This window comes from Kitasatospora sp. NPDC004745, from assembly GCF_042873275.1.
In the GTDB taxonomy this organism is placed as follows: Bacteria; Actinomycetota; Actinomycetes; order Streptomycetales; family Streptomycetaceae; genus Kitasatospora.
Map to the genome: position 1 here is coordinate 20,128 of NZ_JBIALK010000009.1, position 25,932 is coordinate 46,059.

Consider the following 25,932-nt stretch of genomic DNA (forward strand, 5'->3'; position numbering starts at 1 on the left):
GCCCCCCGCCCGGGGCCGGCCACGCGGCCACCCGACCGCCGGCCGGCCCCGGTTCCCCGCTCGTCACCCAATCCCACCGTGCGACCGTCACACCGTCCGACGGACGCCGGTCGTCCCGCTCACGCCCGCGGCCACCCCGGCCGGGCCCCAGGAGGATCACCGTGTTCGACCACCGACTCAGCAGCGAGTACGAGGAACTGCGGCGCACCGTCGCCGAGTTCGCCCAGGACGTGGTGGCGCCGAAGATCGGCGAGTTCTACGAGCGGGAGGAGTTCCCCTACGAGATCGTCCGCGAGATGGGGCGGATGGGCCTGTTCGGCCTGCCGTTCCCCGAGGAGCACGGCGGCATGGGCGGCGACTACTTCGCGCTCGGCATCGCCCTGGAGGAGCTCGCCCGGGTCGACTCCTCGGTGGCGATCACCCTGGAGGCGGCCGTCTCGCTCGGCGCGATGCCGATCCACCGCTTCGGGACGGAGGAGCAGAAGCGCGAGTGGCTGCCCCGCCTGACCTCGGGCGAACTCCTCGGCGCCTTCGGCCTGACCGAGCCCGAGGGCGGCTCGGACGCCGGCGCGACCCGCACCACGGCGCGCTACGACGAGACCACCGACGAGTGGGTCATCAACGGCACCAAGTGCTTCATCACCAACTCCGGGACGGACATCACCGGTCTGGTCACCGTCACCGCGCTCACCGAACCGATCGCTCGTTCGAGTGAAGAAGGCGAATTCGGCTCGCCCACCCGCGAGATCTCCTCCATCATCGTGCCCACCGGGACCCCGGGGTTCCAGGTGTCCAAGAAGTACTCGAAGGTCGGGTGGAACGCATCCGACACCCGCGAACTGTCCTTCACCGACTGCCGCGTCCCCGCGGCCAACCTGCTGGGCGAGCGTGGCCGAGGCTACGCCCAGTTCCTGCGGATCCTCGACGAGGGCCGCATCGCGATCGCCGCCCTGGCCACCGGCCTGGCCCAGGGATGCGTCGACGAGTCCGTCAAGTACGCCGGCACCCGCCGGGCCTTCGGTCGCCCGATCGGTGCCAACCAGGCCATCCAGTTCAAGCTCGCCGACATGGAGCTGCGCGCCCACACCTCCCGCCTGGCCTGGCGGGACGCCGCCTCCCGGCTGCTGCACGGCGAACCCTTCAAGAAGGAGGCCGCGATCGCGAAGCTGTACTCGTCCGAGGCCGCCGTCGACAACGCCCGCGAGGCGACCCAGATCCACGGCGGGTACGGCTTCATGAACGAGTTCCCGGTCGCCCGGTTCTGGCGCGACTGCAAGATCCTGGAGATCGGGGAGGGCACGTCGGAGGTCCAGCGGATGCTCATCGCGCGGGAGATCGGCGCCACGTTCTGAGCCGGTCCCACCGGAACGACACCCCCCTCCTCACACGGCGTTGAGGAGCGGCCGGCACCACGAAGCCGGCGGCATCGCGAGGCCGCCGGCGCGGGGAGCGCCGGGCCGGGCGCCGTGAGAGGGCGTCAGGGGATCACGATCACCGGACGGTTGGCCCGCCGGGCCAGCCGTCCGGAGACGGAGCCGAAGAGCTTGCCGAGCAGGCCGTGCGTCGTGCCGACGACGATCGCGTCGGCGGCGTACTCACGGCCGACCTCCTCGATCTCGTGGCAGATGTCGCCGCCCCGCTCGATCAGGATCCACGGCACGCCGGCGAGGAAGTCCGCACAGGCGAGCTCCAAGCCCAGGACCTCGGTCCGGTGGTCGGGGAGGTCGACGAAGACGGGAGGTTCACACCCCGCCCACACCGTGGCGGGCAGGCGGTTGGCGACGTGCACGATCACCAGGCCGCACTGCGAGCGACGTGCCATGCCCACCGCGTAGGCGAGCGCGCGCTCGCTCGACAGGGAGCCGTCGAAGCCGACGACCACGCCGTGCTGGAAGACCGGGTCGAGGGGGCGCGCGGGCGCGTCCTGGGCCGTGGGCTCGACGTACGCACCGGACGGATCGGACGCCTTCGGACGCTCGGCGCCCGGGCCGAGGCGGCCCGTCACCGGGGGCTCCGGAGAGCCTGCCGGACGCTCGCCACGGCGCTGCCGCGGGCCGGACCGGCCGCGGCGGACGATGCCGCCCCGCCGGGCGGCGTCGCGCAGTGCGCGTACGAGGCCCGGGCCGCCGGTACGACCGTCGGCGGACGCGTCGGCGTGCCCGTTGCCGCGGGCTTCGGCGTGCCCGTCGGCCGGATCGTGGCCGACAGCGGGCGGAATGCGGCCCCCGGGCGCAGGAACGCGCTCTGCCGGGGCCGGAACGCGGTCCGCGGGGCCCGGGCCGTCGGCTGCGGGGCCGTGGCCGTCCCCGGTCGCTGCGCCCGCGCTGCGGGGCGCGTCCGGTTCCAGCGGTCGGGAGGACTCAAAACCAGCCATGGCTCACGGCTCTTCGAGGGAGAGGGGCCGACAGGAGAGGACAACGCTGCCCGGGCAGCAGGCCCGCCCACGGCATGACGTCGGTCTGCGCCGCGCAGCACCGTATGTGACCTGTTCCTTTCAGAGTACGACGGGCGGGAGTCCCAGCCCAGCGGTGAAGCCTCGGAGCGCCTTTGTTCCCGCAAAAGGAGGATGCGCCCGCCGACGGCAGTGCGCCCCGCCCGCCGGCGACGCGCCCCTCCGGAAAGGAGGTTCCCTGGAGCTTGACTGAGCGGACCGGGTGACGCAACAGGCCCACCGGACACCGTGACCGGACTGTCATGGATCGGCGACGATCCGTTGCGACATGTCGCCAACCGTCACGCCCCACCGGTCCCACCAGCCCCGACGGGCCCGCCCCGCCCCGTCCGCCACCCGGGCCGGGATGCCGATTCAGCCAGTGTGCACGGCTTCACGACGCGCTCTGGCATTTGCCAGGTGCATAGGCACGGCCGCTGGCACCATGCGACACATGCCCCTGCTCCTGTTCGACCTCGACAACACGCTGCTCCCCAGGGACGCCGCTTTCCGGGCCTGGGCTCAGGATTTTCTGTCCGAACGAGACCTACCGCCCGGAGACGTCGACTGGTTCGTCACCCTGGACGGTGGCGGCTACGTACCGCGCAGCACCGTACTGTCCGCCGTCCGGCGCCGCTACGGCCTGGACGTCTCCGCCGAGTTCCTGCTCGCCCACTACCGACGCGGCATCAACTCGCACATCCACTGCCCGTCCGGTCACATCGACGCGCTGCGGACGGCGCGGGCGGCCGGGTGGACGCTGGGCATCGTGAGCAACGGCGGCACGCGGCCGCAGCTGGAGAAGATCCGGCGGACCGGACTGGGGCCGATGGTCGACGGCTGGGTCATCTCCGAGGAGGCGGACTGCGTCAAGCCCGATCCGCTGATCTTCGAGATCGCCGCCCAGCGGTGCGGTGTCGCGCCGACCGGCGACTGGGCGTCGCACTCCTGGATGGTCGGGGACCACGCCCCCGCGGACATCGCCGGTGCCGAACTGACCGGCCTGCGCAGCGTCTGGCTGCACCACGGCCGCCCCTGGGCCGAGACCGGCTACCGGCCGACGCTGAAGGCGGCCGGTCTGCCGGAGGCGGTCGGCCAGGTGCTCGCGGCGCGCAACGCGCCCTCGCCGCGGCCGGGCATCCGGGCGGGCGGTCCGGTGCGGCGCCGGGCGGCCGGAGCGGCGGTGCGCACGACGGCGCTCCTCGGCGCTCGGCCCGGCGCACACCCGGCGACGACCGCCCCGGCGAGCCCGTTTGCGCCTGTTGCCGTGGGTGGCGGGACGGCCGGTGCTTCCGGTGCGCCAGTGGGGCCGTCGGATGTCCGAAACCGCACCGGCGAGCTTGCCCTGCTCACCGAGAGCCCTTCGGAGGGCCTCGCCGGCTCAGCCCAGGGCACTGCTCCGGGGGCGGACGGCCGCCGCGCGACCACCGGCGCCCGCCCAACACCCCTGCGCGGGAGGCCCGATGGGGTGGCCGGGCCCGGACCGACCGCCTTCGTCGCGGCCCCGGCCGCGGCCGCCCCGTAGCGCCTCCGCGCGCCCACCGCCGGCAGCCCACCCACCCGCTGCCGGCCGGCCGCCCGTCCGCGCACCGCCAGCCGTCCGTCCGGTCACCCGTCGAGGGCCTGCAACCGGCCGGCGGCCCGTCCACCCCGGCCCTCAGGAGTCGGCCGGGGTGCGGATCCACCAGCTGGTCCGGGCCTGTTCGGTGAACCCGAGCCGGCGGTAGAGCGGTTCGCCGAGCGACGTCGCCACGAGGCTCGCCGGGCGGTCGGGGTGCGCGTGGGCGAGGGCGGTCCGCAGCACGGCGCCGGCCACGCCCCGACCGCGGTGCGCGGGCAGCGTGGCCACCCAGTAGACGCCCGTGACCCGCCCGTCGTCGTAGGTCAGGCAGGCTCCCGCCACGGCGGCGTCGACCCGGCCCAGCCAGGCCCGGCACCCCGCTTCGCCCAGGAGGTTCTCCGGGAGGGCCCCGCCACGGGTCCAGGGCTGCCGGGCCGGCAGCGGGAAGCCGTCCACGACGGCGCGCTCGACCAGCGCGAACGTGTCGCCGTCCAGTGCCTCATCGACCGTCAGGACGCCACCGCCGCGCGCCTCCGCGCGGGCGGGGAGGGCGGCGGAGGCGCCCTCGACCGGGCCCGGCTCACGGGTCATCACCGGCATGGCGGGCATCCTGGCGGCCCCGAGGCCGGTCAGGTCGAGCCCGCCGTACGGGTCCTCCACGGTGAACCGGACGGCCTCCCACTCCTCGATGAGCTCGGCCAACTCCGCTTCCAGGGGCTTCGGTTCGGCGTACCGGCGGGTCACCAGGAGGCGGGGCGGGTCATCGGGGGTGCGGGCGCAGCGGACCGCCGTCCAGTCGGGGCGGATCCGGTACCGCCAGCCGTGCGCGCGGGCTTGGGCGAGCCAGAAGGCGGCGGCGTTGTCGTTGGCCTGTTCGAGCCGGCTGAGGGTGTTCACAGCAGGACGGTAACCCGGCGTCCCGGCCCCGGCCGGGCCGTCGCCGCCTTGGCCGGATGAGGCCTGGGAGGCGCACGGAGGAGTTGCGTGCGCCCTCTTGTGCACCGGCTATTTTCGGTCAATTTCGGGCCGGTCCCTCCCGCTTGGGCAAATCCGCAGCCCAGACCCGCCGGCCGGGTGCGCGGAACCCGGGCACCCCGGGAGCGGCCCCTCGACAACCAGCCACCGTTGCACGGGCCCTCTTCCCAGAAGGGTCGACGGGTGCCACGCTTCGTGATCGAATGCATCACGCCAAATTGCCATGTCGACATAGCGTCGGATGGTGAACTTGTCACAACGGCAACGGTCCACCCGATAGATTTCGATCTTGGCGAGCAGTGCCGCACCACCCACACCACACCACCGAGGGGGCTTGAGCGCCTTGAGCAGGGTGAGCAGGAGCGACGCGGGTCCTGACAGCGGCCAGGCGGTGGCCGGTATCGCGGCCAGGTCCGCGAGAAGCACTGGCACCTCCGCGATCGCCGCCGGCACCCGCATCTCCGGCGCCCCGGGCGCAGCCCACCACCTCTCGTACTCCTCGGCGCCGGGGCCCGGCACCGCGACCGGCCCCTCCTCGGCGCCCGCGGAGCACGGCGGCCTCCACGCGGGCACCCCGCACGCGGGACTCCTGCACGGCGGAGCACCGCACGGCGGGCCGCTCGCGAGCCGAGGGGCCGTCAACCCCGCCCAGGCCTACGGCGCCGACCACTCCGGCCACCCCGCCCAGGTCGGCTACCCCGCGCAGGCCGGCTACCCAGGGCTGAACGGCGGGCCCGGCGCGAACGGCTCCCCCGCCGGCCCGCTCGGGACCCTCGCCCTCGGAGCCGCACCGGGCCACGGCCAGACCGGCCACGGCGGTCCCGGCCCGAACGGCTCCCCCACTCCGATGACCGGCTCCGCCCCACGCAAGCTCTCCGGCCGGCGCCGCCGGGAGACCGTCGCGGTGCTGATCTTCGGCGGGGCCCCGATCTTCGAGAGCTCGATCCCGCTCTCCGTCTTCGGCGTCGACCGCCAGGACGCCGGGGTGCCGCGCTACCGCCTGCTGGTCTGCGCCGGCGAGGAGGGCCCGCTCGCCACCACCGGCGGTCTCACCCTCTCCGCGCCCTACGGACTGGAGGCGCTCGCCCGCGCCGGCACCATCGTCGTGCCGGCCTGGCGTTCGATCTCGCAGCCCCCGCCCGTCGAGGCGATCACCGCCCTGCGCAAGGCCCACCACGAGGGCGCGCGGATCATCGGACTCTGCACCGGCGCCTTCGTGCTCGCCGCCGCCGGCCTGCTCGACGGCCGCCCGGCGACCACCCACTGGATGTACGCGCCGACGCTGGCCAAGCGCTACCCGCGGGTCCACGTCGACCCGCGCGAGCTGTTCGTCGACGACGGCGACGTGCTCACCTCGGCCGGTACCGCCGCCGGCATCGACCTGTGCCTGCACGTGGTCCGCAGCGACCACGGCGCCGAGGCCGCCAACGCGCTGGCCCGCCGCCTGGTGGTGCCGAGCCGCCGCAGCGGTGGCGGACAGGCCCAGTACATCGACCAGTCATTACCGGAGGAGATCGGCAACGACCCCCTGGCCGAGGTGGTCACCTGGGCGCTCGAGAACCTCAACCAGCAGTTCGACGTCGAGGTCCTGGCGGCGCGCGCCTACATGAGCCGACGCACCTTCGACCGCCGGTTCCGCACGCTCACCGGCAGTGCGCCGCTGCAGTGGCTGATCACCCAGCGGGTGCTCCAGGCGCAGCGGCTGCTGGAGACCTCGGAGCTGTCGGTGGACGACGTCGCGCGCCGGTGCGGGTTCCGTTCGCCGGTGGCGCTGCGCGGGCACTTCCGCCGCCAGCTCGGGGTCTCCCCTGCCGCGTACCGGACCAGCTACCGGGCCCGCCGCCCCGGTCCGGCGTCCGCCCTGCCGGGTGGAGCGCAGGGCGGCGACCTCCGGCTGCCCGGCGCCCTGCCGCACGCGGCCGCGGCCGCCGCGGCGGGCGGGGCCCTGTTCGGCGGCGCGCACGGCGGGCAACCGGGGCAGCCGTTCCCGGGCGGCCCCGGGTCGCCGGTGCCGGTCGGCCCGCACGGCCAGCCCGTGCCGCACGGCGCGCAGCCGGTCGGCCCCGGTCAGCTGGGCCCGCACGGCCAGCCCGGTCCGTTCGGTCCGGGGCAGGCCGGGACGCCGACCGCCCAGGCCTTCCACGCCCGGGCCGGACAGCCGTACCCGTACCAGCAGGCCGCACAGCCCCCGCACCCCGGGCAGCAGGGTGCGGGGCGCGGTCCGGCGCGGCCGCCGATGGTGCCGCCGCAGGCCGGGCCCGGGGCCGGGGCGGGGCGTCCGCCGCGCACCGCCGAGCACGCGGCCGCGGAGGACGGACTCCCCCAGCCGGGGGCACGCGGTCAGGGCCAGGGGCACCGGAGCGCGGTCGAGCGGCCCGCGGACGACGCAGGCGCGACCGGGGCGGGCCAGGCCGGCCGCGGTCACGCCACCGGCGGCGGCCGGGTGCCTGCGCCCGCCCCCGCCGGGCAGCCGGCGGCCGGGGCGGGCGAGCTCCGGGGCCGGCAGGCGCGGGCGCCGCAGGTCCGTCCGCAGGCCGGCCGGACGGGTGCCGAGGGCGCCCGGACGGCTCGTGAGGCGCGCCCGGCCCGGGAGGGCCACGCGGTCCGCACCGGCCGGGACGGCGAGCGCCCGGAGGGCCACGGCCCGCACGCCGGCGCGGAGGAGCACCAGGCCGAGGGCTGCGCCCCGGAGCCCCGGTCGGCGCCACCGGTCCCCGCGGCGCGTGATCGCGCCGTAGGGTGAGCTGCGTGAATGACCGTTTGGTATGGATCGACTGTGAGATGACCGGCCTCGACCTCGACCAGGACGCCCTGGTCGAGGTCGCGGCGCTGGTGACGGACTCCGAGCTGAACATCCTCGGCGAGGGCGTGGACGTCGTCATCCGCCCGCCGGCGGAGGCGCTGGCGAACATGCCCGAGGTGGTGCGCGCCATGCACACCTCCTCCGGCCTGCTGGAGGAGCTGGAGCACGGCGTGACGCTGGCCGAGGCCGAGGAGCGGGTGCTCGCGTACATCCGCGAGCACGTGCCGGAGGCCGGCCGGACGCCGCTGTGCGGGAACTCGGTGGCCACCGACCGCGGCTTCCTGGCCCGGGACATGCCGGCGCTGGAGAAGCACCTGCACTACCGGATCGTGGACGTCTCCTCGATCAAGGAGCTGGCCCGCCGCTGGTACCCGAAGGCCTACTACAACAGCCCGCAGAAGGGCGGGAACCACCGGGCGCTCGCCGACATCCGCGAGAGCATCGACGAACTGCGCTACTACCGCGAGGCGGTGTTCGTCCCGCAGCCCGGCCCGGACACCGACACCGCGCGCGCCATCGCCGAGAAGTACCAGGCTCCGACGGCCTGACCGGCGGACCGTCCCCGGTGGCGGGGCCCCGGCCGACCCGGACCCCGCCACCGACGGCCGCCACCCGACCCCGCCGCCGCGGGCCCGCAGGGGTGCGCGGAGTGCCCGCGTCCGCCCGAACGAAACCCTGGCGCGAGCACCCTCTCGGATCCTGTAGAGTTCTTCCTGTCGGAACGGGAACGCGAGAGCGGGAACGGACCGGACAGATGGTGGGTGTAGCTCAGTTGGTAGAGCACCTGGTTGTGGTCCAGGTGGCCGCGGGTTCGAGTCCCGTCACTCACCCCAGAGCCCGAGGGGCCGATCTCTTCAAGAGGTCGGCCCCTCGGGCGTTTTCGCGCTCCCTCAGTTCTCCCCGGCGGTTCGGGTTTTCCCGGCGCAGACCTGCCGCCAGAAGCTACCGACAAGTAACATTGCCGCCATGACGACTCCTTCGATCGGCCAGCTGCTCGACTCCACCGTGCCGATGGCGCACACCCTCAAGCTCGAGTACCTGGAGACCACCCCGGAGCGCGCGGTGCTCCGGCTGCCCGACCAGCCCGCGTACCACAACCACGTCGGCGGCCCGCACGCCGGCGCGATGTTCACCCTCGCCGAGTCCGCCAGCGGCTGCATCGTGCTCGCCGCCTTCGGCGACCAGCTCTCCCGGGCCGTGCCGCTCGCCGTGAACGCCGAGATCGCCTACAAGAAGCTCGCCATGGGCGAGGTCACCGCCACCGCCCTGCTCGGCCGCCCGGCCGCCGAGGTCGTCGCCGAGCTGGACGCCGGTGGCCGCCCCGAGTTCCCGGTCACCGTCGAGATCACCCGCGCCGACGGCGCCGTCACCGGTGTGATGACGGTCACCTGGACCCTGCGCCCCAACTCCTGACGACCCCGCGGCCGGTGGCCCCGGGGGTCCGACCCCCCGGGCCACTCGCGCGATGACCGTCCGTGACGGCCGGCGTGACCTCACGCCCCGTCCGCTCGTTCTCGACTCACGTGCGAGCCAATCACGCGACCAGGCCCCAGGAGCCCGCCCCCCGCGGCGTCACCGGAGCGCGGCGCTCGATCCGACGGTGGCTGCCGCACCCCCGCGCGGTCGCGGCCGGCGGCGCCCTCCTCGCCCAGCTCTGGGGGATCGGCGCACCCGGAGCGTACGCGGCCTCCGCCGAACCCCCGCCGGAGGGGACCCGGCCCGCCGTCCGACGGACCGCGCCGCACGACGGCGGCGCGCACGGCGGACCGGCCCCGCGCGGGGCGCCCCGGAGCCGCCCCGCGACCGGCGGATCCCCGCCCGACGGGACATCAGCCGGACCGCCCCCCGAGGCCGGGCACCAACCGGGCGGGGAGACCGCCCGGCCCTCCGGGCCCGTCGGCGAACCGCCCGGCACCGGACTCGCCGGGACCACCGGTGCCGTCGGCGGCCTCCTCCAGGACCGGATCCGGGCCGGCGGGCTCCCCCTCCCCGGCCAACGGGCCGCCGTCCCCGACGCTTTCGCGATCGCCTCCGGCCTGCTCGACACCGCCCCCGCGCAGGGCCGCCGCGTCGAGGCCCGCGCGCCCCGCGAGGGCGAACCGTCCGCACCGCCCACCGCCGCCCGGCCCGGCAGCGGCCCCGGCCGCACCGCGGCCACCGCCCACGCGCCCCACCAGCCCCGGGCGGCCGCCACGCCCCCGCCCGCCCGGGAGACCGTCGCCCCGGACCCGCGGAGCACGGCCGACCGGGGCGTCGCCGGCACCGCCACCGCCGCGCCGGTGAGCACCGTCACGCCTGACGGTCCGGCCGCGCCGATCGCCCTCGCCGACACCGCCCCGGTCACGGCCGTCGGCGACGACTCCGCCACGGTGACTGCCGTCCTCGCCCCGATCGCCGCCGGACTGCTGCTGACCGGCGCGGCCATGTGCAAGCACCGCGGCCTGCCGCGCGGACACTGACGGGCCCGGCCCGGGAGGACGGCAACGGAGCCCACCCGCCGGAGGCGCGGCGGGAGTTCGCACGCGAGCCGGACCGGACGGCGGCCGGACGGCAGGCCGGTCAGGCCCGGTCAGGTCGGGTCGGGGCGGGCCAGGTCAGGTCGGGCCCGTCAGGGTGGCGCCCAGGCGGACGGGACGGCCGGACCTGTCAGCGGAAGACGCCCGGCGGCGGGGCCGGCGAAGGGGCGGCGGTGGCGTCGGTGGCCGGGACGGCGCCGGCCGTGAAGTCGGTGAGCCCGGGCCCGTGTTCGACCCGGCCGAGCGCCGCGTCGGAGGCGACCCGGCGGGTGAGGTCGGCCAGCGGCAGCGGGTCGTGGCCGGCCGCGAGGACGAGGTTGCCGAAGCGCTTGCCGCGCAGCACGGCCGGGTCGGCGATCAGGCACAGCTCGGGGAAGACGGCACCGAGGGTGGCCACCTGGGAGCGGGCGAAGCGCAGGGCCGAGCCGTCGGCGATGTTCGCCGCGTACCGCCCGCCGGGGGCGAGGGCGCGGGCGGCGAGGGCGGTGAACTCGACGGTCGTGCAGTGGGCCGGGGTGCGGGCGCCGGAGAAGACGTCCGTGATGACCAGGTCGACGCTGCCCTCGGGGGTGCGCTCCAGCACGCTGCGGGCGTCGGCGCCGCGCACCTTGATCTGCCAGCCGCGCTCCAACGGGAGTTCCGTGCGGACGAGTTCGGTGAGCGCGGTGTCGATCTCGGCGACCTGCTGGCGGGAGCGGGGCCGGGTGGCGGCGACGTAGCGGGCCAGGGTGAGGGCGCCGCCGCCGAGGTGCAGGACGGTGAGCGGTCGGCCCGGCGGGGCGGCCAGGTCGATCAGGTGGCCGAGCCGGCGCTGGTACTCGAAGCCCAGGTGGGTGGGGTCGGCGAGGTCGACCAGGGACTGCGGGGCGCCGTCGATCAGCAGCGACCAGGCGTCGGGCCGGTCGCGGTCGGGGCGCAGCTCGGCGAGGCCGGAGCCGACGGGGCGGGTGAGCGGGCCCTGGGCGTGGGTGCGGCCGCCGGGGCCGGTGGCGGCCGGTCCGGTGTCGCGCTCGGTGTCGCGGCCCGTGCCGCGGGCGGCTCTGCTTCGTCCCATGCCGGCCATTATCGCCGCCGGACGGGGCGGCGTCACAGGCCGGTCGTCACAGGTCAGGGGCGTCGAGGGGCGTACCGGGTGGATCCGGCCGGAGGGGCGGATCGGGCTCGCGGGCCCGGCGGGATCCGCACGGCACGCACGCTAGAACGGGCCGAGTCCGCCGGCGGTGAGCGTGCAGGCGGCCTCGCACAGGGCGGAACGGAGCACCCAGGCGTCGGTGGGGCGCGCGACGCCGGCCGGGGGGATCACCCAGCGCGGGTCGGTGGCGCCGGGCAGCAGGGCGCCGGCCGTGCAGGAGCTGCCGGGCAGGTGCCAGGTGTCGCAGGTGCCGGCGGGGACGAGGAAGACGACGGTGCTGCCGTTGCGGCTCTGCAGGACGGCGCCGCAGGCACGGCGCAGGCGCAGGATGTCGACCGCCTCCAGGCCGTGCCGCAGCGCGACGGTCACGGTGTCGTAGGAGGTGGCGGGGGTGTCCTCGGCGGCTCCGGTGCGGTTCCGCGCGCCGCAGGGGGCCCGGCCGCCCTCGACCGGCCCGCGACCGGGGATCCGTTCGTCGGCGGGTTCGGGGAGCAGGGCGGGGGCGGCGCCGGCGAGCGCCCCTCCGACGACGGGTCGGTACTGCGGCAGTCCGGTGGCCATCATGGGCCCTCCTGTACCTCGTCGGGTCGGAAGCCGCCGCCGTCCGGGAGGTGGGGGCCGCGGGGCGGGCGACGGGCCGGGGCGGGGCCCGGGCTTCCACGTATCAGGACAACGCGGTGGACGCCCGGCAGGCCACGGGGCGCCTTACAGCAAGCCATGGCATTTCATGGCGGATACCCGCAACAAAGCCCGGTATGTACCGGATTGACAGCACATCTCCCGTGAACCCGCCGTGGTCGACCGGTCACGCCCGGTACTGTCGGCGGCATGGCAGCCACCCCACCGGCCGAGCCGAACCGCCCGTCCCCCAACTCCGTGATGCGCGCGCTGCGCGGCGATCGCTCTCCCGGCGAGTTCGCCACGGCGGTGCGCCGGGCCGCCCGCGAGATCGGCGAGCACGTGTCCTGCGACGCGCGCTACGTCGGGCGGGTCGAGTCCGGTGAGATCCGCTGTCCCAACTACGCCTACGAGCGGGTGTTCCGGCACATGTGGCCGGACCGCACGCTCACCGACCTCGGCTTCTCCCCCCGCACCGCCGTCCGGGGCCGCACGGCGACCCCCGGCGGCCTGCGGGCCGAACCCCCCACGTGCCACCCCCCGTTCCCGCCCCTGCCCGCCCCGCGCTCACCGCTCTCCACCCAACTCCCGTACGCTGCCTCGCCGTACGCGGATCCAACCGCTCCGGACGGGCCCCCGTGGCCGGGGGCCGGCGCGGTGCCCCGGGGGTCCGACGGATCGCCCTATCTCGACGAGGAGAACGACGACGTGCGTCGCCGTACGTTCCTGGCCGGCGGCTCGACCGCGCTGGCCGCCGTGATCGGCATCGAGCGGTCGGCCGCGGCCGCCGCCGGCCGCGCCACCGCTGCCGGCGGCCCCGCCACCGACCCCGCCGTGCCGCGACTGTTCGACCCCGGACCCGGCCCCCTGGTGCCGGGCCGCCCGGGACCGGTGCCGCCGCTGCGCAAGGTCGGCGTCGCCGAGGTGCTCGGCGTCGAACAGGCCGTCCGGGACATCCGGCTGGCCGACGACGCGCACGGCGGCGACACCCTGTTCGAACGCGCCGGGCAGTCGCTGCGCACCGCCTACGTGCTGCTCAACGAGGGTGAGTACAGCGCGGAGACCGAACGCAGGCTCCAGGCCGGGGCCGGCGAACTCGCCATCTCGGTGGGCTGGTTGGCCCACGACTCGAACCGGCTCGCGGACGCCCGCTCGCTCTACGCGGAAGCGCTCGCCACCGCCCGGATGGCCGGCGACGCCGCCCTGGAGGCGCACGTCTTCTGCAACAGCGCCTTCCTCGCCCGCGACGCCGGCCGGCCCCGCGAGGCGCTGCGCGCCGCCCAGGCCGGCCAGGTCGCCGCCCGCCGGCTCGGCTCCGACCGGCTGCTCGCCCTGCTGGCCATGCGCGAGGCCGGCGGCTGGGCCGTGCTGCAGGACCGCACCGCCTGCGAACGCGCCCTCACCCGGGCCCGCACGCTCTTCGACCACGGCCCCGTCGACGCCGACCCGGAGTGGATGTCCTTCTTCGGCGAGGCGGAGCTCGCCGGTCTGCAGTCGCAGTGCTGGTCGGCGCTCGGCGACTGGGACCGCGCCAGCGAGCAGGCCGCGCTGGCCATAGCGCTTCAGGAGCCGCACTTCGTGCGCAACCGGGTCCTCTACACCGCCGAACTCGCCCACGACCGGCTCGGCCGGGGCGACCTGGTGGGCGCGGCGCACCACGGCTCGGCCGCCGTGGCGCTGTTCGGCGAGGTCCGTTCGGCGCGGATCCGCGGCATGCTGGCGGACACCGCCGGACGGCTGCGCGGCCACGCCGCCGTGCCCGAGGTGCGCCGCTTCCTGGTCCGGTACGACCGGGCGGCGGCCGCCTGAGGCACGGCGGTCAACGGCGCGCCGTGAGCGAAGCGTCGGTGGGCGGTGCGCCAGTGGGCGGCGCGCCGTGAACGACGCGTCAGTGGGCGGCGCCCGTCCCCTCCAGGTGGGAGAGGTCGTTCCAGACCTCGACGGCCGGGGCGCCGTACTCCCAGGACAGCACGCAGAGCGCGGCGGTGCCGAGCTTGAACCGCTGGGCGAACTCGGGCGGCAGGCCCAGCCAGCGGGCGGTCAGGATGCGCAGCAGGTGGCCGTGCGCGAAGAGCACGACGTCGCGGTCCGCGCAGTGCATGACGGTGGTGTCCTCGTCGGGGACGCCGTGTTCCTCGTTGAGGTCGGCGAGCAGGGCGTCCACCCGGGCGGCCACCTCGGAGAGCTTCTCGCCGCCGGGCACGCCGTCGCGCCAGATCAGCCAGCCGGGGTGGTCGGCGGCGCGGATGTCCGCACCGGTGCGGCCCTCGTACTGGCCGTAGTCCCACTCCAGGAGCTCCGGGCGGTCGACCGCGCGGTCGCCGAGGCCGGCCAGCTCGCAGGTCTCCCTGGCGCGGCCGAGCGGGCTGGTGTAGACGAGCGCGTCCGAGAGCCCGTTCCAGGGGGCCCTGGCGAGGCGGGCGCCGAGCGCCCGGGCCATCGCGCGGCCCTCCTCGGTCAACGGGATGTCGGTGCGGCCGGTGTGGCGGCCGGTGGCCGACCATTCGGTCTCGCCGTGGCGGACCAGCACGATTCGGGCGGGCATGGGGGGCTCCTCGCAGCGGGGCGGTGGCAACGTTCGGTCTCACCGTTGAGCACCGGGTTCCATGATCCCTCACCCGGACGGCGGACACGATCCCGGGCGGGGGGAGTTGGCGGGGGCGGGCGGCCGCAGGCCGGAACGGGCCGGGCCGCACCGCGTTGTCGGACCCGGATGCGACACTGGGCCGCACCATGAACGTCTCGACGAACGTCCCGTCCAGCGGGCACGCTGAGCCGCTCGCCCAGCGGCTCGCCGAGCTGCGCGGACCGGCACCGCAGCGCAGTCTGAACGCCCGCTCCCTCGCCGCGCTCGCCGCCAATCCGGGCTGCCACCGCCGCGCCGTGCTCGACGCGGCCGGGGTGGACAAGTCGGCACTGGCCGCCCGGCTCGGCCGCCCCGCCCCCTTCGGGCAGTCCCCGTTCGCGATCTCCCGCGGCGTGATCTTCGAGGCCCGGCTGAAGGCGGACGACTACGCCGCGCTGCTGGAGCCGCTGCGGGCCCGCCTCGGCGTCCCGGTGGACGGCGGCGGCGCCCCGCTGCTGGTCCCGGACCTGCTGCACCGCTCCGGCCCCGCCGTCCGGGCCGACCGGACGGCCGAGGCGCTCGCCCGGGCCGCCGCCGAGCCGGAGGCCTGGACGCTGCTGGACCACCCGATGCTGCGGCTGGACGTGGCCGGCGGCACCGCCTACCTGGAGCCGGACGCCGTCGTGGTGCACGGCGGGCGGTGCACCGTGGTCGAGATCAAGTCCTTCCCGGTGCTGGACGGCGGTGCCGACCCGGCCAAGGTCGGTGCCGCCGCCCGCCAGGCCGCGGTCTACGTGCTGGCGCTCCAGCACGCCGCCGCCGCACGGGCCGGCCGGCCGCTCGCCGAGGACCCGTACACCGAGCAGGCGCTGCCGGGCAGCCCCCGGTCGAGCGTGCTGCTGGTCTGCCCGAAGGACTTCGGCAACCGGCCGACGGCCGTCGCCGTCGACGTCCGCCGGGAGCTCGCCACCACCCGCCGCCAGCTGAGCCGGCTGACCGGCATCGGCCGGCTGCTCGCGGAGCTGCCCGCCGGGGCCGACTTCGACCTGGCCACCCGCGAGGACGGCGACCCCGCCCGCTCCGCCGAGGAGCTGACCGCCTCGGTGGAGGCGGTGCCGGCCGCGTACAGCCCGGACTGCCTCTCCACCTGCGAGCTCGGCTTCCACTGCCGTGCCCGGGCCCGCTGCGACGACCGGGTCGAGCAGCTGGGCCGCGGCGTGCGCGGCGAGCTGGGCAGCATCCGGACGGTGGCGCAGGCGCTGGCCGCCGCCGAGGAGACGGGTGCCGACACCGACGAGGCCGCCGAACGGCTGGCCTACGCGGCCGCCCTGCGCGCCGAGGCGCTGGGCCGGGCACTGGTCGGAGCCGCACGGTGAGCGGGCGCGGCGACGGGCCGGTGCCCGGCCGCGGCGGGGCGGGCGCATGAGCCTGCTGACCACCCTCGCCCGGCTGGAGGCCGTCCGCAGCGGCCGGGCCGAGCCGCTGGCCACCGTCCGGCACCGGCACCTGTCGGACCGCCCGATGGTGCTGGTGCCGCTGACCGCGGCCGGCGAGTCCGGCGCGCCGCTGGCGGTGATGCTGGGCACCGACCGGGAACGGCCCCGGGTGCACCTGGTGCCGCAGCCGCTCAACCGGACCCTGCGCTTCGACTTCCTGGCCGGCCTGGCCGCCGACCTGCTGCCCTACCTGGAGTCCTTCGCCGAGGACGTGGAGCAGATCGAGGGCTCCGAGAAGGACCCGGAGACGGGCGAGAAGACCCAGGTGTTCCGGGAGCTGTGCTCCGACGCGCCGCAGCTGATCGTGCCGAACGGCGCCGGCGTGCAGCACCTCGCCCTGCTCGGACGCTCGACCCGGTTCCGCCGCACGGCCGAGGACGCCGAACCGGGCCCCTACCCGGCGCCGGTGCGGGTGCCGCTGCTCGGCCGCTGGCTGACCCACCTCACCGACCGCGCCCAGGTGCCCGGCACCTGCCTGCTGCTGTCGATGACCGGCCTGCTGGCCCGGCACTGGGCCACCGGCCAGAGCCACCTCGAGGACCAGCACCTGGCCGCCCGGCTGGCCTGGCACGCACCGCCGGACGGGCTGACCGGCGCCGAGGCCGCCGAGCGCGCCGAGTCGGCCCGGGACGACCGCGGGCAGCTGCTGCACCCGCCGGCCGGTCCGGCCACGGACCCGCAGTTCGACGAGGCCGTGCTCGCCCCGGCGATCGCCCGCTACGACGCCGCCGCGGCCGCCCTGCGGCACGCCGCCGAGCAGGGGGACGAGCCCGCCGCCGAACGGGCCCGGGACGCCGTCCGGGCGGCCGTCGGGCAGCTGCGCGAGGCGCTGACGGCAGTACTGCTGCCCACCTGGCGGGACGTCTGGCACGGCCTGGACCTGCTGCGGGCGCTGCCGCCGGCCGGGCACCTGGCGGAGCGCTGGACGGGCGACCGCTGGTCCTACACCGGCCACCGGGACCGGCTGGCCGCCGGCGAGCCGCCGCAGCCCCGGCAGGACGACGCGGTGACGGCCGCCCGCAAGCTCGCCCAGCGCGAGCGCGAGCAGGCCCGGCTGGACGTCCAGGAGGCGCTGGACGATCCGTTGGCGATGGCCGAACACCGTCTGGCGGGAGAGGCGTTCACCGGCGTGGTGACGGAGGTGGTGCCGGACTACGACACCTCCGGCCGCTCCCCCAAGCCGCGCCCGCTGGTCACCCTGCGGACGACCGACCGCCCGCACGCCGACCTCGGGCGGGAGGCGCACCGGGTCCGGGAGTTCCCCCGGCAGGAGGGCGGCGCAGGGCCGTCCGCACAGAAGGCCGAGATCGCCGCGGTCGACCAGGCCGCGGGGACGATCACCCTGCGCGTGCTGTCCGGCATGGGCCGCAGGAAGGAGCCGGAGCCGGGCAGCCTGCCGGAGCCCGGCGAACCGGTGACCTTCACGCTCTTCGAGCTGACGGTCCGCCAGTCCGCCCCGCTGCCCGATCCGGACGAGACCCCGTGGACGCACGGCGGCCCGCCCGGCGCCGCGCCCGCGGCCGGGCCGTCCGCCGCCGCCGCCGAGGAGTGGGAGTGATGGGCGGGATGAGCACCGAGCAGGCGCCCGGCGAGGCCGCCGACGCCGCCGTGGCCCGGATCCTGGCGGCGACGGTCCACCCGCCGGCCGGCGCCCCGCGCGGGGTGGTCGTGGACTCCCCGCCCGGGGCCGGGAAGTCGACGCTGGTGGTGCGCGCCGCCCGCGAACTGGTCGGGGCCGGCGAGCGGTTGATGATCGTCGCCCAGACCAACGGCCAGGTGGACGACCTCGTCGGCCGACTGGCCGAGAAGGCGCCGGAGCTGACGATCGGCCGGCTGCACGCCGCGGACGCCCGGCCCGGCCCGGAGGTGCTGCGGCACGCCAACGTCACGCCCTCCGACAAGGTGGCCGACCTGGTCGAGCAGGACGTGGTGATCTCCACCTCGGCGAAGTGGCAGTGGGTGCGGGCCGAGGCGCCGTGGCGGCACGCGATCGTCGACGAGGCGTACCAGATGCGCTCGGACGCGCTGCTCGCGGTGGCCCGGCTGTTCGAGCGGGCGCTGTTCGTCGGCGACCCCGGCCAGCTGGACCCGTTCACCGTGGTCGGCACCGAGCAGTGGGCGGGCCTGTCCTACGACCCGTCGAGCAGCGCCGTGGTCACCATGCTGGCGCACAACCCGCAGATCGAGCCGCACCGGCTGCCGGTCTCCTGGCGGCTGCCGGCCAGCGCGGCGCCGCTGATCTCGCGGGCCTTCTACCCGTACACGCCGTTCCGCTCCGGCACCGGGCCGGACGACCGCCGGCTCACGGCCGCGGTACGGCCGGACGGCTCGGCGCTGGACGCCGCGATCGACCGGGCCGCCGAGCACGGCTGGGCCCTGCTGGAGCTGCCCGCCCGGCACACCGTGCGCACCGACCCGCAGGCGGTGGCGGCCGTCGCGGCCACCGTCCGCCGACTGCTGGACCGTGGGCTGACCGCCCACTCCGAGCAGGGCTCCGCCCCGCTCACCGCGGGCCGGATCGCGGTCGGGACCGCCCACCGGGACCAGGCCGCGGCCGTCCGGGCGGCCCTGCTCAGGGCGGGCGTCCCGGTGGACGTGGCGGCCGGCCCGGCCGTCACGGTGGACACCGCCAACCGGCTGCAGGGCCGCGAGTACGACGCCACCGTGGTGCTGCACCCGCTCTCCGGGCGGCCGGACGCGACGGCCTTCCACCTGGAGACGGGCCGGCTGTGCGTGCTCGCCTCCCGGCACCGGCACGCCTGCATCGTGGTGGCCCGGGCCGGGATCGGCGAGCTGCTGGACGAGCACCCGTCGACCGAGCCGGTGCAGCTGGGCGCCCCGGTGAGCTTCCCGGACGGCTGGGAGGCCAATCACGAGGTGCTGCACCACCTCGGCGGCCACCGGGTCCGGCTGCGCTGACCGCCGGGGCGGCCGTGGGCGGCCCGGCGGTCGCTCCCGGGCCGGTCCGGCGTCGGTCCTCGGCCGGTGCCGGTCAGTCCTCGGTCTCGCAGAGCGCGTAGGCCCGGACGACGCCGCGGGCCGCCCGGGCCGCCCAGGTGGCCGGGGCGTCCGGGACGGGGGCGCTGACCAGGACGGCGTCGGCGGGATCGGCCGGCGTGAGGGTGTAGCCGCCGCCGGTGAGGTGGCTGCGGGCCGGGCAGGTCGCCGTCGACCAGCCGCCGGGTGCGCTCTGCCCGCCGGTCACCACGACGGTGGTCTCGGCGGCGACGGCGTCGGGGGCCGTGGCGGCGATCGGCAGGGCGAGCGGCAGGGCGAGGGACAGGGTCGCGAGGGTCTTCCCGGTGCGCATGGTCCTCCTTGGACGGCGGTCGGACGGCGGTCGGTCGGCACGTCGGCCGGCGTCGGCACGTCGGCCGGTGCCGGTTCACCCGGGACAACGCCGCAGGCCGGGCCGCGATGACGGCACGGCGCCGGGACCACCCGAAGGGGTACCCGGGCCGCGGGGGCGCGCCCCCGGCGCGTGCGGGGGAATAGCGCCCGCACGCGCACCGTTCCGTTACCGGCCGCCGCCGCGCGACAATGGACGACGGCCACAACCGGGCGGCGCGGCCCGGAGCAGCCGCCGCCCACCCCCTCATCGAGCCCCGGAGGTGTCCGTCCATGCCCGACTCCCACACGAAGGCGTCCGACCACGGTGGTCCGTCCGACCCCGCGCGACGCCAGCGTCCGGCGCAGCTGCTGTTCGAGCCGCAGTCCGCCGAGCCGGAGCCGGAACGGTTCTTCGACCTGGAGTCCATCGACGACCCCGCGGAGCTGCTGCGCCGCTCCACCGAGCTGGCCCTGGCCTTCCGGGCCGCCGCGGAGCGGGCCACCGACTTCCAGGCCGTCGCCGCCGCGCAGCTGGCCGACCCGCGCCGGTTCGACGCGCTGCCGGACACCGAGATCGCCCGACGCGCGGACTGGACCCCGGACTACGCGGCCAAGATGATCGAGTACGGCCGCGGGCTGCTCCAGCCCCGCCGCCACGAGGACTGAGCCCCGGCGCCGCATCCGCCCCGTCCGCCACACGGGCCCCGGACACGCGCCGCTGGCATATGCGCGGCGGGAAGGGTACGCCGTGCCGCGCCGCCCTGTCCGACGAACGGCGCTTTCCCTCCCGTCCGGCCCGCCGAGCGCGCAGGCTGCTGTGCGTGGACATCTGGACCTATCAGTCGGTGGAGTACGTCACCGTCGCCGGGGAGGCCTGGCTCGCCTCCGCCAGCGAGTACCCGCGCAGCATGCGCGCCCTCTGGGAGGCCCGCCCGTGGGCGCCCTCGGTGCTGCCCTGCGGTCGCGCCTTCGACGTGATCAGCATGCCGTCGCTGTTCGGCCGCCGGGTGCTGGACGAGCTGTGGGCCTCCGGCCCCGGCTGCGGCCCGGTGGCCTCCTACCGGGGGCGGACCCTGCTGTTCGTGCGGCCCGGCGCGGCGCCCAGGCTGCGCCGGCTGCTGGCCTGGGAGGAGTGGGCCCGGGACGTGCCGCCGCTGCTCTGTCACGGGCGGGGCGACACGGTGACGGTGCCGCCGGTGCAGCGGATGGTGAACGGCCCGGACTCCCCGGGGCTGGGCTCCGGCCGGTGGATCGTCGCGCCGGAGGACCGCGAGCCGTGGCTGCCCGGTGCCTCGGTGGTGCTGTGGGCCTGCGTGCGGGCGGCCCGGGAGCCCGGTGCGGCGGTGCCGGTCGGCGCGGCGGTGGTGACCGGCGGGTGAACCCCGGACGGACGGTATTCGATTTTGGCGCGGCCCGGGGCCGCTGCTAGAGTCTTCTCTGTCAGCAGGCGCCGCTAGCTCAGTTGGTTAGAGCAGCTGACTCTTAATCAGCGGGTCCGGGGTTCGAGTCCCTGGCGGCGCACAGACGGCCGAAGGGCCCCTCGCGAGAGCGAGGGGCCCTTCGGCGTTTCCGCGTGCGGGGCCCGGGAGCGCCCGGGCGGCGGGCCGCCCGCGGGAGCGGACGGCCCGGCCGGGGCTCAGCGGCCGCGCAGTGCGCGGTAGCGGGCCACCAGCTCCGCGGTGGAGCCGTCCAGCTGGTCGGCGCCCTCGCCGGTGAGCAGCACGGGTTCGATCCGCTTGGCCAGCACCTTGCCCAGCTCGACGCCCCACTGGTCGAAGGAGTCGATGTTCCAGATCGCGCCCTGGACGAACACCTTGTGCTCGTAGAGCGCGACCAGCTGGCCGAGCACCGAGGGGGTCAGCTCGGCGGCCAGGATGGTGGTGGTCGGGTGGTTGCCCCGGAACGTCTTGTGCGGGACGAGCTCGGCGGGCACGCCCTCGGCCGCGACCTCCTCCGGGGTCCGGCCGAAGGCCAGCGCCTGGGTCTGCGCGAAGAAGTTGGCCAGCAGCAGGTCGTGCTGGGCGACCAGGCCCGGGAGCAGGTCGGCGACGGGCCGGGCGAAGCCGATGAAGTCGGCCGGGATCACCTTGGTGCCCTGGTGCAGCAGCTGGTAGTAGGCGTGCTGCCCGTTGGTGCCGGGGGTGCCCCAGACCACCGGCCCGGTCTGCCAGTTCACCGGCGTGCCGTCCCTGGTCACCGACTTGCCGTTGGACTCCATGTCCAGCTGCTGCAGGTAGGCGGTGAACTTGGAGAGGTAGTGCGAGTACGGCAGCACGGCGTGCGCCTGGGCGTCGAAGAACGCGCCGTACCAGACGCCCAGCAGGCCGAGCAGCAGCGGGACGTTCTGCTCCGGCGGGGCGGTGCGGAAGTGCTCGTCGACCAGGTGGAAGCCGTCCAGCATCTCGCGGAAGGCGTCCGGGCCGATGGCGATCATCAGCGAGAGGCCGATCGCCGAGTCGTAGGAGTAGCGGCCGCCGACCCAGTCCCAGAACTCGAACATGTTGGCGGTGTCGATGCCGAAGTCGTGCACGCCCTGCGCGTTGGTGGACAGCGCGACGAAGTGCTTGGCCACGGCCTCGGTGCCGGCGCCCAGCCCGGCGAGCAGCCAGTCCCGGGCGGAGACCGCGTTGGTGATGGTCTCGATGGTGGTGAAGGTCTTCGAGGCGACGATGAACAGCGTCTCGGCCGGGTCGAGGTCGCGCACCGCCTCGTGCAGGTCGGCGCCGTCCACGTTGGAGACGAAGCGGACGTCCAGGTCGCGCTCGGCGTAGGAGCGGAGCACCTCGTAGGCCATCGCGGGGCCGAGGTCGGAGCCGCCGATGCCGATGTTGACGACGGTGCGGATCGCCTTGCCGGTGTGGCCGCGCCACTCGCCGCCGCGGACCCGGTCGGCGAAGCCGGCCATCTTGTCCAGGACGGCGTGCACGGCGGGCACGACGTTCTCGCCGTCGACCTCGACCACGGCACCGCGCGGGGCGCGCAGCGCGGTGTGCAGGACGGCGCGCTGCTCGGTGTTGTTGATCTTCTCGCCGCGGAACATCGCGTCCCGCAGCCCGGCGACCCCGGTGGCCGCGGCGAGCTCGCGCAGCAGTTCCAGCGTCTCGTCGGTGACCAGGTGCTTGGCGTAGTCCACGTGCAGGTCGCCGACCTGGAGGGTGTAGCGGCGGCCGCGCTCCGGGTCGGCGGCGAACAGCTCGCGCAGGTGCGTCTCGCCCAGCTCGGCGCGGTGCTTGCCGAGGGCCGCCCACTGCGGGGTCCGGTCGAGCGGGGTGCGGGCGTCGGCGCGGGTCTCCGACATCGGTGGTTCCTCGATTCATCTGGGTGCAGATACCGGCAGGGCCAGGCGGTGAGGGTTTCGCGAGGTCGTGCGGGTACTGGTGGTGCGCCGACTCCGTTGACGGCCTGCCCGGGCTCAGCCTATGCAACGTCCGGCGGGGCCGCGCACATTCCGTTCGGTCACGTCCCGAGGCGGGTCGGCCGCCCGGTGACGGGGAGGTTTCAGCGGGGTGGACCGACGGTGCGTCACTTCCTCTCGGAGCGCAGGTCGAGCCCGCGCAGCACCTGGTCGACCAGCTCCGGATCGGTGCCCGCCTCGCTGCGGGCGACCAGCATCTCGCGCCGGGACGCGGCGATCATCTCCTGCTCGACCTCCCGGGCAGCCCGCCACTGGGAGAGCCGCAGCTTCGCCTCGGCGGCCTCCTCCTCCGCGTAGTTCTCCGGGCAGAGCCGGGCCAGCCGGTCGTGCTGACGGTCCCGCAGGCGGTCGGCGACCTCGGCGGGCAGCCGGTCCTGCTCCTCCAGCTCGCCGAGCCGCAGCAGCCCGGCCTTGGCGGCCCGCCACCAGAGCCGGCGGACGGCCTGCTCGTGGCGGTCCTGGTCGATGTCCAGCTGCAGCCGCTTGGCCAGCCAGGGCAGGGTCAGGCCCTGGACCAGCAGGGTGAAGAGCACCACGCTGAAGGCGATGAAGACCAGTCGGCCGCGCTCGGGGAAGTCCGCGCCGGAGTGCACGGTCAGCGGGATGGCGAGGGCCAGAGCGACGGTGGCCACGCCGCGCATGCCGGACCACCAGAGCACCACGCTCTCCCGCCAGCTGAACGGCGTGTCCTCCTCCTCGCCCGAGCGCAGCCGCCGGGAGACCCAGCCGGCCGGCAGCAGCCAGAGCAGCCGGACCAGGACGACGACGGCGATCACCACCCCGGCGTCGCCGAGCATGCCGGTCCAGCCGGTGCCGGCCTCCTTGAGCACGGTGGCGAGCTCCAGCCCGATCAGGCCGAAGGCGACGCCGGTGATCAGGATCTCGACGACCTCCCAGAAGGCGTTGCCGACGAGCCGGTAGGAGACGGCGTCGGCGTCGGCGGCCCGCTCGGCGAGGTAGAGCGCGCAGATCACCACGGCGAGGACGCCGGAGCCGTGGATCTCCTCGGCGATGGTGTAGGCGGCGAAGGGCACCAGCAGGTTGAGCGCGACCTGCTGGGTCGGGTCGTCCAGCAGTTCGGCGAGCTTGCTGTTCACCCAGCCGAGGACGATCCCGACCACCACGGCGAGCACCGCGGAGAGCACGAAGCGCAGGATCGCGTGGCCGGCCGAGAAGTCGTCGCTCACCACGGCGTCGATGGCCAGCGAGTAGATGACGATCGCGGTGACGTCGTTGAACAGGCCCTCGCTCTCCAGGATCGCCACCAGGCGGCGGGGCAGTCCCACGCTGCCGGCCACCGCGACGGCGGCGACCGGGTCGGGCGGGGAGACCAGCGCGCCGACCGCGATCGCGGCGGCCAGCGGCAGCGCGGGCAGGAGCCAGTGCACGGTGCCGGCCACGGCGACGGTGGTGACCACGACCAGGGCGACGGCGAGCAGCAGGATCGAGCGGACGTTGGCCTTGAAGTAGCGGACCGAGGAGCGCCGGGCGACCGCGAAGATCAGCGGCGGCAGGACCAGCGGCAGGATCAGTTCGGGCTCGATGGTGATGTCCGGGATCTGCGGGACGAGCGCCATGACGATGCCGAGCAGGGTCATCAGCACCGGCTGCGGCACCCCGGTCCGGCGGGCCAGCGGCATGGTCACCACGGAGGCGAGCAGCACCAGGAACAGCAGGGGCAGCTGACCCACGGGGAGGTTCCTCTCGACGGCGGACGGCTGAGCGCCGCCAGGATAAATCTGACAATGCGCCTATCCCGGGGGACACGCCGGGAGGTGCTTGACCTCAAGCGCGCTTCAGGTTCGAGGATCGGCGCGCGGCCCGCGGCGGACACTCCCCCGCGGACGCGGACACGCCGGCGCGGACCCGCCGCGGCACGCGCGCACGACCGAGAGGGCAGGAGCACCCATGAAGGCAGTCACCGTTCCCGGGTTCGGCGGACCGGAGGTCCTGCGGGCGGCCGAGACGCCCGACCCGCTGCCCGGGCCGGGCGAGGTGCGGGTCCGGGTCCGCGCGGCCGGGGTCCAGCCGGTCGACCTCGCCGTCCGCGAGGGCTTCTCCCCGCCCGGGGCGCGGATCGAGCCGCCGTTCGTCCTCGGCAACGAGTTCGCCGGGGTGGTCGACCGGCTCGGCCCCGGCAGCCACGGCTGGCAGGTCGGCGACGAGGTCCTGGGCTTCCGGCTCCTGAACTGCCACGCCGAGTTCGTCACCGTGGACACCGCCCAGCTGGTCGCCAAGCCCGCCGCGATGCCCTGGGAGCAGGCCGGCTCGCTCTCCGCCTCCGGCCAGACCGCGCACATGGCCCTCCGCCTGCTGGGCGTCGGCCCCGGCGACACCGTCCTGGTGCACGGTGCGTCCGGCGGAGTCGGCACCGTCGCCGTCCAGCTCGCCCGGGCCTGGGGCGCCACCGTGATCGGCACGGCCGGCGAGCGCAACCACGCGTACCTGCGCGGGCTGGGCGCCGTTCCCGTCGCCTACGGCGAGGGGCTGGTCGAGCGGGTCCGGGCGGTGGCGCCGCAGGGCGTGGACGCCGCCTTCGACGCCGCCGGGCGGGGCGCGCTGGAGGCCTCGGTCGAGCTGGTCGCGGACCGGGCGCGGATCGGCACCGTGGTCGACTACCCGGGCGCCGAACGGCTCGGGGTGCGCGGGCTGCGGGCGGAGCGGACCGCCGCCCGGCTGGCCGAGCTGGTCGGGCTCTGGGAGGCCGGCGGCCTGCGGCTGGAGGTGGCCGAGGCCTTCCCGCTGGAGCGCGCCGCGGACGCGCACCGGATGGTCGGCACCGGGCACGTCCGGGGCAAGGTCGTCCTGGTCCCCTGACGGCCGCCGGCCGACCCCGGCCCGGGCGCCGGCCGCTCCGACTGCCGCCCGTCCGGGCCGATTGTGTGTTTCTGCTGCTGACCAGGTAATGTTCTCCACGTCAGCAGGCGCCGCTAGCTCAGTTGGTTAGAGCAGCTGACTCTTAATCAGCGGGTCCGGGGTTCGAGTCCCTGGCGGCGCACAGACAGCCGGAAGGCCCTTCGCGAGAGCGAGGGGCCTTCCGGCGTTTCCGGCTCCGCTCCCCCGCCCAGGGGCTTCCGCCGCTCCCCCGT

19 protein-coding genes, 3 tRNA genes and 2 pseudogenes are annotated in these 25,932 nt (G+C 75.9%); 16 read left to right on the plus strand and 8 right to left on the minus strand.

Going from position 1 to position 25,932, the window contains the following annotated elements:
• Positions 1 to 161: 161 nt before the first annotated feature.
• Positions 162 to 1,352 (plus strand): acyl-CoA dehydrogenase family protein, encoded by a 1,191-nt coding sequence (locus ACFYUY_RS17300; RefSeq protein ID WP_360209269.1) that lies wholly within the window; start codon positions 162 to 164, stop codon positions 1,350 to 1,352.
• A gap of 125 nt (positions 1,353 to 1,477) precedes the next feature.
• Here the strand turns inward: ACFYUY_RS17300 and ACFYUY_RS17305 are convergent.
• Positions 1,478 to 1,939, minus strand: a pseudogene (locus ACFYUY_RS17305) (universal stress protein); the annotation flags it as partial.
• Between the two features lie 946 nt (positions 1,940 to 2,885).
• Here ACFYUY_RS17305 and ACFYUY_RS17310 point away from each other — a divergent pair.
• Positions 2,886 to 3,956, plus strand: coding sequence for an HAD family hydrolase (locus tag ACFYUY_RS17310; RefSeq protein WP_360209274.1), 1,071 nt, complete (start codon positions 2,886 to 2,888; stop codon positions 3,954 to 3,956).
• Between the two features lie 132 nt (positions 3,957 to 4,088).
• On the opposite strand, the gene ACFYUY_RS17315 is transcribed toward ACFYUY_RS17310, so the two are convergent.
• Complete coding sequence (locus ACFYUY_RS17315; RefSeq protein ID WP_387901346.1) at positions 4,089 to 4,889, minus strand: GNAT family N-acetyltransferase; 801 nt, start codon at positions 4,887 to 4,889, stop codon at positions 4,089 to 4,091.
• A gap of 925 nt (positions 4,890 to 5,814) precedes the next feature.
• On the opposite strand from ACFYUY_RS17315, the pseudogene ACFYUY_RS17320 reads away from it, so the two are divergent.
• The 5 genes and pseudogenes from ACFYUY_RS17320 to ACFYUY_RS17340 form a co-directional block, all read left to right on the plus strand.
• A pseudogene (locus tag ACFYUY_RS17320) lies at positions 5,815 to 6,817 on the plus strand (helix-turn-helix domain-containing protein); the annotation flags it as partial.
• An 898-nt stretch (positions 6,818 to 7,715) separates the two neighbouring features.
• The gene (orn, locus tag ACFYUY_RS17325; RefSeq protein WP_360209279.1) at positions 7,716 to 8,318 is read left to right on the plus strand and encodes an oligoribonuclease; all 603 of its coding nucleotides are present in this window, start codon (positions 7,716 to 7,718) and stop codon (positions 8,316 to 8,318) included.
• A gap of 209 nt (positions 8,319 to 8,527) precedes the next feature.
• Positions 8,528 to 8,603: transfer RNA gene (locus ACFYUY_RS17330), tRNA-His, on the plus strand.
• A 133-nt stretch (positions 8,604 to 8,736) separates the two neighbouring features.
• Complete coding sequence (locus ACFYUY_RS17335) at positions 8,737 to 9,183, plus strand: DUF4442 domain-containing protein (RefSeq protein ID WP_387901349.1); 447 nt, start codon at positions 8,737 to 8,739, stop codon at positions 9,181 to 9,183.
• A gap of 110 nt (positions 9,184 to 9,293) precedes the next feature.
• Positions 9,294 to 10,229: a hypothetical protein gene (locus ACFYUY_RS17340; protein ID WP_387901351.1), complete on the plus strand. Its 936-nt coding sequence runs from the start codon at positions 9,294 to 9,296 to the stop codon at positions 10,227 to 10,229.
• A 187-nt stretch (positions 10,230 to 10,416) separates the two neighbouring features.
• Here the strand turns inward: ACFYUY_RS17340 and ACFYUY_RS17345 are convergent, their stop codons facing one another.
• Together ACFYUY_RS17345 and ACFYUY_RS17350 are read right to left on the minus strand one after the other, a co-directional pair.
• Positions 10,417 to 11,340 carry a spermidine synthase gene (locus ACFYUY_RS17345; RefSeq protein WP_387901353.1) on the minus strand — a complete coding sequence of 308 codons (924 nt, stop codon included), beginning with the start codon at positions 11,338 to 11,340 and terminating at the stop codon, positions 10,417 to 10,419.
• A gap of 141 nt (positions 11,341 to 11,481) precedes the next feature.
• Positions 11,482 to 11,982, minus strand: a complete 501-nt coding sequence (locus tag ACFYUY_RS17350) for a hypothetical protein (protein ID WP_360209288.1) — start codon at positions 11,980 to 11,982, stop codon at positions 11,482 to 11,484.
• Positions 11,983 to 12,246: 264 nt separating this feature from the next.
• On the opposite strand from ACFYUY_RS17350, the gene ACFYUY_RS17355 reads away from it, so the two are divergent.
• Complete coding sequence (locus ACFYUY_RS17355; protein ID WP_387901355.1) at positions 12,247 to 13,845, plus strand: tetratricopeptide repeat protein; 1,599 nt, start codon at positions 12,247 to 12,249, stop codon at positions 13,843 to 13,845.
• Positions 13,846 to 13,924: 79 nt separating this feature from the next.
• Here ACFYUY_RS17355 and ACFYUY_RS17360 read toward each other — a convergent pair whose 3' ends face one another.
• Positions 13,925 to 14,581: a histidine phosphatase family protein gene (locus tag ACFYUY_RS17360; RefSeq protein ID WP_360209294.1), complete on the minus strand. Its 657-nt coding sequence runs from the start codon at positions 14,579 to 14,581 to the stop codon at positions 13,925 to 13,927.
• A 188-nt stretch (positions 14,582 to 14,769) separates the two neighbouring features.
• Between ACFYUY_RS17360 and ACFYUY_RS17365 the strand changes: the two genes are divergently transcribed.
• From ACFYUY_RS17365 to ACFYUY_RS17375, 3 genes are read left to right on the plus strand one after another with little or no spacing between them, the layout of a single operon-like run.
• On the plus strand, positions 14,770 to 15,978 hold the full coding sequence (locus tag ACFYUY_RS17365; RefSeq protein ID WP_360209297.1) for a hypothetical protein: 1,209 nt from the start codon (positions 14,770 to 14,772) through the stop codon (positions 15,976 to 15,978).
• A 46-nt stretch (positions 15,979 to 16,024) separates the two neighbouring features.
• Positions 16,025 to 17,656, plus strand: coding sequence for a hypothetical protein (locus ACFYUY_RS17370; protein WP_387901358.1), 1,632 nt, complete (start codon positions 16,025 to 16,027; stop codon positions 17,654 to 17,656).
• Between the two features lie 8 nt (positions 17,657 to 17,664).
• Positions 17,665 to 19,017 carry an AAA family ATPase gene (locus tag ACFYUY_RS17375; protein ID WP_387901593.1) on the plus strand — a complete coding sequence of 451 codons (1,353 nt, stop codon included), beginning with the start codon at positions 17,665 to 17,667 and terminating at the stop codon, positions 19,015 to 19,017.
• A 73-nt stretch (positions 19,018 to 19,090) separates the two neighbouring features.
• Here ACFYUY_RS17375 and ACFYUY_RS17380 read toward each other — a convergent pair whose 3' ends face one another.
• Positions 19,091 to 19,408, minus strand: a complete 318-nt coding sequence (locus ACFYUY_RS17380) for a hypothetical protein (RefSeq protein WP_360209303.1) — start codon at positions 19,406 to 19,408, stop codon at positions 19,091 to 19,093.
• A gap of 311 nt (positions 19,409 to 19,719) precedes the next feature.
• Between ACFYUY_RS17380 and ACFYUY_RS17385 the strand changes: the two genes are divergently transcribed.
• From ACFYUY_RS17385 to ACFYUY_RS17395, 3 genes are all read left to right on the plus strand, one after another.
• Positions 19,720 to 20,094 (plus strand): hypothetical protein, encoded by a 375-nt coding sequence (locus ACFYUY_RS17385; RefSeq protein ID WP_360209305.1) that lies wholly within the window; start codon positions 19,720 to 19,722, stop codon positions 20,092 to 20,094.
• A 155-nt stretch (positions 20,095 to 20,249) separates the two neighbouring features.
• Positions 20,250 to 20,807 (plus strand): bifunctional DNA primase/polymerase, encoded by a 558-nt coding sequence (locus tag ACFYUY_RS17390; protein ID WP_387901361.1) that lies wholly within the window; start codon positions 20,250 to 20,252, stop codon positions 20,805 to 20,807.
• A 68-nt stretch (positions 20,808 to 20,875) separates the two neighbouring features.
• Positions 20,876 to 20,949: transfer RNA gene (locus ACFYUY_RS17395), tRNA-Lys, on the plus strand.
• A 115-nt stretch (positions 20,950 to 21,064) separates the two neighbouring features.
• Here the strand turns inward: ACFYUY_RS17395 and pgi are convergent.
• Both pgi and ACFYUY_RS17405 read right to left on the minus strand, forming a co-directional pair.
• On the minus strand, positions 21,065 to 22,726 hold the full coding sequence (gene pgi / locus ACFYUY_RS17400) for a glucose-6-phosphate isomerase (protein ID WP_360209310.1): 1,662 nt from the start codon (positions 22,724 to 22,726) through the stop codon (positions 21,065 to 21,067).
• Positions 22,727 to 22,950: 224 nt separating this feature from the next.
• Positions 22,951 to 24,534, minus strand: a complete 1,584-nt coding sequence (locus ACFYUY_RS17405) for a Na+/H+ antiporter (protein WP_387901364.1) — start codon at positions 24,532 to 24,534, stop codon at positions 22,951 to 22,953.
• 217 nt (positions 24,535 to 24,751) lie between these two features.
• Here ACFYUY_RS17405 and ACFYUY_RS17410 point away from each other — a divergent pair, with 217 nt between their 5' ends.
• Together ACFYUY_RS17410 and ACFYUY_RS17415 are read left to right on the plus strand one after the other, a co-directional pair.
• Positions 24,752 to 25,660 carry an NADP-dependent oxidoreductase gene (locus tag ACFYUY_RS17410; protein ID WP_360209315.1) on the plus strand — a complete coding sequence of 303 codons (909 nt, stop codon included), beginning with the start codon at positions 24,752 to 24,754 and terminating at the stop codon, positions 25,658 to 25,660.
• 107 nt (positions 25,661 to 25,767) lie between these two features.
• Positions 25,768 to 25,841: transfer RNA gene (locus ACFYUY_RS17415), tRNA-Lys, on the plus strand.
• Positions 25,842 to 25,932 lie beyond the last annotated feature (91 nt).

What these genes read in the sequence shown, in the direction of transcription:
- ACFYUY_RS17350 (WP_360209288.1), bottom strand. Translation starts at nt 11,982, where the DNA reads ATGATGGCCACCGGACTGCCGCAGTACCGACCCGTCGTCGGAGGGGCG.
- ACFYUY_RS17375 (WP_387901593.1), top strand. Translation starts at nt 17,665, where the DNA reads ATGAGCACCGAGCAGGCGCCCGGCGAGGCCGCCGACGCCGCCGTGGCC.
- ACFYUY_RS17355 (WP_387901355.1), top strand. Translation starts at nt 12,247, where the DNA reads ATGGCAGCCACCCCACCGGCCGAGCCGAACCGCCCGTCCCCCAACTCC.
- ACFYUY_RS17410 (WP_360209315.1), top strand. Translation starts at nt 24,752, where the DNA reads ATGAAGGCAGTCACCGTTCCCGGGTTCGGCGGACCGGAGGTCCTGCGG.
- ACFYUY_RS17345 (WP_387901353.1), bottom strand. Translation starts at nt 11,340, where the DNA reads ATGGGACGAAGCAGAGCCGCCCGCGGCACGGGCCGCGACACCGAGCGC.
- ACFYUY_RS17310 (WP_360209274.1), top strand. Translation starts at nt 2,886, where the DNA reads ATGCCCCTGCTCCTGTTCGACCTCGACAACACGCTGCTCCCCAGGGAC.
- ACFYUY_RS17385 (WP_360209305.1), top strand. Translation starts at nt 19,720, where the DNA reads ATGCCCGACTCCCACACGAAGGCGTCCGACCACGGTGGTCCGTCCGAC.
- ACFYUY_RS17365 (WP_360209297.1), top strand. Translation starts at nt 14,770, where the DNA reads ATGAACGTCTCGACGAACGTCCCGTCCAGCGGGCACGCTGAGCCGCTC.
- ACFYUY_RS17370 (WP_387901358.1), top strand. Translation starts at nt 16,025, where the DNA reads ATGAGCCTGCTGACCACCCTCGCCCGGCTGGAGGCCGTCCGCAGCGGC.
- ACFYUY_RS17360 (WP_360209294.1), bottom strand. Translation starts at nt 14,581, where the DNA reads ATGCCCGCCCGAATCGTGCTGGTCCGCCACGGCGAGACCGAATGGTCG.
- pgi (WP_360209310.1), bottom strand. Translation starts at nt 22,726, where the DNA reads ATGTCGGAGACCCGCGCCGACGCCCGCACCCCGCTCGACCGGACCCCG.
- ACFYUY_RS17335 (WP_387901349.1), top strand. Translation starts at nt 8,737, where the DNA reads ATGACGACTCCTTCGATCGGCCAGCTGCTCGACTCCACCGTGCCGATG.
- ACFYUY_RS17380 (WP_360209303.1), bottom strand. Translation starts at nt 19,408, where the DNA reads ATGCGCACCGGGAAGACCCTCGCGACCCTGTCCCTCGCCCTGCCGCTC.